Source organism: Plasticicumulans sp., assembly GCF_035331805.1.
Taxonomy (GTDB): domain Bacteria; phylum Pseudomonadota; class Gammaproteobacteria; order Competibacterales; family Competibacteraceae; genus Plasticicumulans.
Window position 1 is genome coordinate 1 of record NZ_DAOLKE010000257.1, and the last position, 5181, is coordinate 5181.

At 71.5% G+C, this 5181-nt stretch carries 5 protein-coding genes; 4 read left to right on the forward strand and 1 reads right to left on the reverse strand.

Annotation, left to right across the window (positions count from 1 at the left end; genetic code table 11):
• The 4 genes from PKE44_RS14665 to PKE44_RS14680 form a co-directional block, all read left to right on the forward strand.
• Positions 1-1549: DUF4118 domain-containing protein (locus tag PKE44_RS14665; RefSeq protein ID WP_324552475.1), on the forward strand; the 1549-nt coding region annotated here is incomplete at its 5' end.
• Entirely contained in the window at positions 1546-2253 is a 708-nt protein-coding gene (locus PKE44_RS14670) for a response regulator (RefSeq protein WP_324552477.1), read from the forward strand. The genes PKE44_RS14665 and PKE44_RS14670, both read left to right, overlap by 4 nt.
• Positions 2254-2330: 77 nt before the next feature.
• Complete coding sequence (locus PKE44_RS14675) at positions 2331-2621, forward strand: DUF1778 domain-containing protein (RefSeq protein ID WP_324552479.1); 291 nt, start codon at positions 2331-2333, stop codon at positions 2619-2621.
• On the forward strand, positions 2621-3118 hold the full coding sequence (locus tag PKE44_RS14680) for a GNAT family N-acetyltransferase (RefSeq protein ID WP_324552481.1): 498 nt from the start codon (positions 2621-2623) through the stop codon (positions 3116-3118). Before PKE44_RS14675 ends, PKE44_RS14680 begins: the two co-directional genes overlap by 1 nt.
• 61 nt (positions 3119-3179) lie before the next feature.
• Here PKE44_RS14680 and fdhF read toward each other — a convergent pair.
• Positions 3180-5181 (reverse strand): formate dehydrogenase subunit alpha (gene fdhF, locus PKE44_RS14685; protein ID WP_324552483.1); only part of this gene is annotated, 2002 nt, incomplete at its 5' end.

Here is a 5181-nt window from a genome sequence, read left to right on the forward strand (position 1 = left end):
GGCCGCCGCCAGCACGCCGCTGCCGCCCGCGACGCCGGTGCCGTGGCGCGGCTACGGGCTGGCCTTCGCCGGCGTCATGCTCGCGACCGCGGTCGCGCACCTGATGACGCCGCGCTTCGAGCTGGCGAACCTGATCATGGTCTACCTGCTCGCGGTCGTGTTCGTCGCGCGGCGCGGCGAGCGCGAGCCGGCGCTGCTCGCGGCGGTGCTGGCGGTGCTCGCATTCGACTTCTTCTTCGTGCCGCCGCAGCTGACCTTCGCGGTCTCCGACACGCAGTACCTCGTCACCTTCGCGATCATGCTCGTCGTCGGCGGCATCATCAGCCAGCTCACCGTGCGCGAGCACGAGCAGACCGAGCACGCGCGGCTGCGCGAGCGGCGTACCGCGGCGCTGCACCGGCTGTCGAAGAACCTCGCCAGCCTGCGCGGGGCCGATGCGCTGCTCGATGCCGCCGTGCGCCACATCGCTGAGGTGTTCGAGGCCGAGGTGCTGGCGCTGCTGCCCGATGACGCCGGGCGCCTCACCGTGCGTGCCGGCTGGCACGCGAGCTTCGCGATGGATGCCAAGGAGCAGAGCGTCGCGCAGTGGGTGCACGACCTCGGTCGCGCCGCCGGGCTCGGCACCGCGACGCTGCCCTACGTCGATGCCGTCTACGTGCCGCTGCTCGGCAAGCGCGGCGCGGTCGGGGCGCTGCGCGTGAAGCCGGCGCTCGCCGAACGCCTGGTGCTGCCCGAGCAGATGCGCCTGCTCGAAGCCTTCGCGAACCAGACCGCGCTCGCGCTCGAGGTCGACCGGCTCGGCGAGGAGGCGCGCGAGGCGAAGCTCGCGGCCGAGACCGAGCGCCTGCGCAGCTCGCTGCTGGCGTCGGTGTCGCACGACCTGCGCACGCCGCTCGCGGCGATCATCGGCTCGGCATCGAGCCTCGCCGAATACGGCGACGGGCTCGACGCCGAAGAGCGCCGGGAGCTCGCGCTGAACATCCACGCCGAGGCCGAGCGCCTGAACCGGCTGGTCGCCAACCTGCTGCAGGCCACGCGCCTGGAGGCCGGCACGCTGACGCCGCTGCGCGAGGCCCATGATCTCGAAGCCGTGATCGGCAGTGCGCTGGAGCGCCTGTCGCGGGCGCTGGCCGGGCGGCCGTTCCATACCGACATCGCCGATGGTCTGCCGCTGGTGTCGATCGACGCGCTGCTGATCGAGCAGGTGTTCGTGAACCTGATCGACAACGCGCTGCGCTACACGCCGGCCGGCAGTCCGATCGAGCTGACGGTGCGGCTGGAGGATGGCGACGTGCGGGTCGAACTCGCCGACCGCGGTCCGGGCCTGCCGGCGGCCGCGCTCGGGCAGGTGTTCGAGCGCTTCTGGCGCGGCGCGCCGGACAGCCACCCGGGCGGCGCCGGGCTGGGACTCGCGATCTGTCGCGGCATCGTCGAGCTGCACGGCGGCCGCATCGAGGCGCTGAACCGGACCGGCGGCGGTGCGGTGTTCCGCTTCACGCTGCCGGTGGCCTTGCCGCTCGCGCTGGCCGATGCCGGGGAACTGCCGTGATCCAGCCGCCGAAGCCGGTGCTGCTCGTCGTCGAGGACGAACTGGCGATCCGCCGCTTCCTGCGCACGGCGCTGCGCGCGCAGGGCTACACGCTGTTCGAGGCCGCGACCGGCACCGAGGCGCTGACGCTCGCCGCCCAGGAGCGCCCCGACCTGATCCTGCTCGATCTCGGCCTGCCCGACCTCGACGGCCTCGACGTGCTCGGGCGCCTGCGCGAATGGAGCACGGTGCCGGTCATCATCCTGTCGGCGCGCGGTCAGGAGGCCGACAAGGTGCGCGGCCTCGACGCCGGCGCCGACGATTACCTCGCCAAGCCCTTCGGCGTGCCCGAGCTGCTGGCGCGGCTGCGCGTGGCGCTGCGCCACCGCAGCCGCAGCGGCACGGCCGATCCGGTGTTCACGGCCGGCGGCCTGAGCGTCGATCTCGCCGCGCATCGCGTCACGCGCGACGGCAGCGACATCCACCTGAGCCCGCGGCAGTTCCGCGTGCTCGCCGTGCTCGTGCGCCACGCCGGGCGCGTGGTCACGCAGCAGCAGCTGATCCGCGAGGTCTGGGGCGAGGCCTCAGACGCCACTTCCGATTCCGTGCGCATCGCGATGCACGGGCTGCGGCACCGCCTGGAGCCGGACCCGGTGCGGCCGCGCTGGCTCAGGACGGAGCCGGGGATCGGATACCGGCTGGTCGGGGAGGAAATCGCCGACTGAAGCAGGCAGGGCAGCACAAGGATCGTCGTACGCCTGTCGTGCTAACGTCTGCGCATTCCCGTAGCCGGAGCGCCACCATGTCCGAATCTCCTGCACGTTCGCCCCGCAGCGCCCGGCTGGGTCTGCGTGCCACCCCCGAGCAGGAAGCCCTGCTGAAGCGTGCCGCCGAAATCCGGCACAAGTCACTGACCGATTTCGTGCTCGACAGCGCCTGCCTGGCGGCCGAGCAGACCTTGCTGGATCAGCGGCTGTTCCGGATCAGCGAGGGGGAATACGCCGCGCTGCTCGAACTGCTTGACCGCCCGGCCGCGGACAATCCCGGCCTGCAGCAACTGTTCTCGAAGCCCGATCCCTGGCAGGCGGGCTGATGCCGGCGCCACCCGAGGCCCTGCAGGCCCATCACGCATGCACAGCATTCCGCTGCGGCCGGCCCGCGCTCGATGACTGGCTGCAGCGGCATGCGCTGCAGGCGCAGGGCAGCGGGTCGGCGCGAAGCTTCGTCGTCTGTGAGGCCGGACGGGTGATTGCCTACTACAGCCTGACGGTTGGCCAGATCGAGCCGGCCGCTGCACCGGATCGCATCCGTCAGGGCATGGGCCGCTTTCCGCTGCCGGTCGTGCTGCTGGCGCGACTGGCGGTCGATGGTGCGTATCAGGGGCGTGGCATCGGCGCCGCCCTGCTGCGCGATGCGATCCGCCGTTCACTGATCATTGCCGAGCAGGCCGGAGTGCGGGCGATGCTGGTGCATCCGCTCGATGAGCACGCTGCGCGGTTCTACGACGCTTGCGGTTTCGTGCCGGCACCATTCGGAGCGGGCCACCGGCTGTTGCTGCTGAAGGATGCCAGGCGGCTCATGGCGCAATGACCACATCTGCTGCGTGATTGTTATACAGCCCGGGATTCTGTTTAACAGCTGCCGTCCGCCCTCAGCCCGCGCGCACGACCCGCACCGCGCAGTACTTGAACTCCGGAATCTTCCCGTACGGGTCGAGCGCGTCGACGGTCAGCAGGTTGGCGGCGGCCTCGACGTAGCAGAAGGCCATGAACACCTGGCCGCGCATCAGCGCCGGGTCGGGGCGGGCGCGGGCGCTGAGCTGGCCGCGGCGGGTTTCGAGGCGCACCCGCAGGCCGTCGGGGCCGGGGTTCAGCGCGGCGTAGTCCTCGGGGTGCAGCGTCACGATGGCTTCGGGTTCGAGTGCATCGAGCACGCCGGCGCGGCGCGTCATGCTGCCGGTATGCCAGTGTTCGAGCTGGCGACCGGTGATCAGCACGCACGGGTAGTCGGCATCCGGGCGCTCGGCGGCCGGGATCAGCGCCGCCGGCACGAAGCGCGCACGGCCGGACGGGCGCGGAAAACGGTCCGTGAAGATCACCGGCTCGCCCGGATCGCCTTCGTGCAGGCACGGATACGTGACCGCGTGTTCGGCTTCGAGCCGTTCCCAGGTGATGCCGGCGATGCTGTCCATCGCCTGGCGCATCTCGTCGAACACCGCGCGCGCGTCCGGGTAATCCCAGTCCAGGCCGAGCCGGCGGGCGATCTGCTGGATGATCCAGAGGTCCTGGCGGGCCTCGCCGGGCGGGTCGAGCGCGGCGCGGCCGAGCTGCACGCGCCGGTCGGTGTTCGTGAAGGTGCCGGTCTTCTCCGGGAAGGCGCTCGCCGGCAGCACGACATCGGCAAATGCCGCGGTCTCGGTCAGGAACAGATCCTGCACGACCAGATGTTCGAGCGCGGCCAGCGCGGCGCGGGCGTGGTGCAGGTTCGGGTCCGACATCGCCGGGTTCTCGCCGAGGATGTACATGCCGCGAATCCGGCCTTCGAGGATCGCGTGCATGATCTCGACGACGGTCAGGCCCGGCACCGGATCGAGCGCCGTGCCCCACAGCCGCTCGAAGCGCGCCCGGGCTTCGGGGTCGTCGACGCGCCGGTAGTCCGGGAACACCATCGGAATAAGGCCAGCGTCCGAGGCCCCCTGCACGTTGTTCTGGCCGCGCAGCGGATGCAGGCCGGTGCCGGGCCGGCCGATCTGGCCGGTCGCGAGTGCGAGCGCGATCAGGCAGCGGGCGTTGTCGGTGCCGTGCACGTGCTGGCTGATGCCCATGCCCCAGAAGATCATCGCGCCGCGCGCCCGCGCATAGACGCGCGCGACCTCGCGGATCAGCGCCGCCGGCACGCCGCAGACCGGCGCCATCGCCTCGGGGCTGCAGCCGGCGACCTGCTCGCGCAGCCGCTCGAAGTCCTCGGTGCGCTCGCGGATGAAGGCTTCGTCGGTCAGGCCCTCGTCGATGACGGTGTGCAGCAGCGCGTTCAGCAGCGCCACGTCGGTGTCGGGCCGGAACTGCAGCACGTAGCGGGCGTGGCGCGCGAGTTCGGTGCGCCGCGGATCGATCAGGATCAGCGTCTTGCCGGCTTTCGCGGCCTGCTTCATGAACGTCGCCGCGACCGGATGGTTGACGGTCGGATTGGCGCCGATGACGACGATGACCTCGGCCTCGGCGCTCATGACATCGGCGACCGGGTTCGACACCGCGCCCGAGCCGATGCCTTCGAGCAGCGCCGCGACCGACGAGGCATGGCAGAGCCGCGTGCAGTGATCGACGTGGTTCGAGCCGAAGCCGGTGCGCACCAGCTTCTGGAACAGGTAGGCCTCCTCGTTGCTGCCCTTGGCCGAGCCGAAGCCGGCGAGCGCATCGGACCCGTGCAGGTCGCGGAGCGACAGCAGGCGGCTCGCAACGTAATCGAGCGCCTCCTCCCAGCTCGCCGGCCGGAAGCAGCGTTCGGGGCGCTCGGGATCAAAGCCTTCGAGCGACTTCGGCACGCCGTGGCGGCGGATCAGCGGCTGCGTCAGGCGCTGCGGGTGGCTGACGTAGTCGAAGCCGAAGCGGCCCTTGACGCACAGCCGGCCGTGGTTGGCCGGGCCGTCGCGGCCG

Excerpts from the sequence above, each read along its gene's own strand:
- PKE44_RS14675 (WP_324552479.1), top strand. The coding sequence starts at position 2,331 with ATGTCCGAATCTCCTGCACGTTCGCCCCGCAGCGCCCGGCTGGGTCTG.
- PKE44_RS14680 (WP_324552481.1), top strand. The coding sequence starts at position 2,621 with ATGCCGGCGCCACCCGAGGCCCTGCAGGCCCATCACGCATGCACAGCA.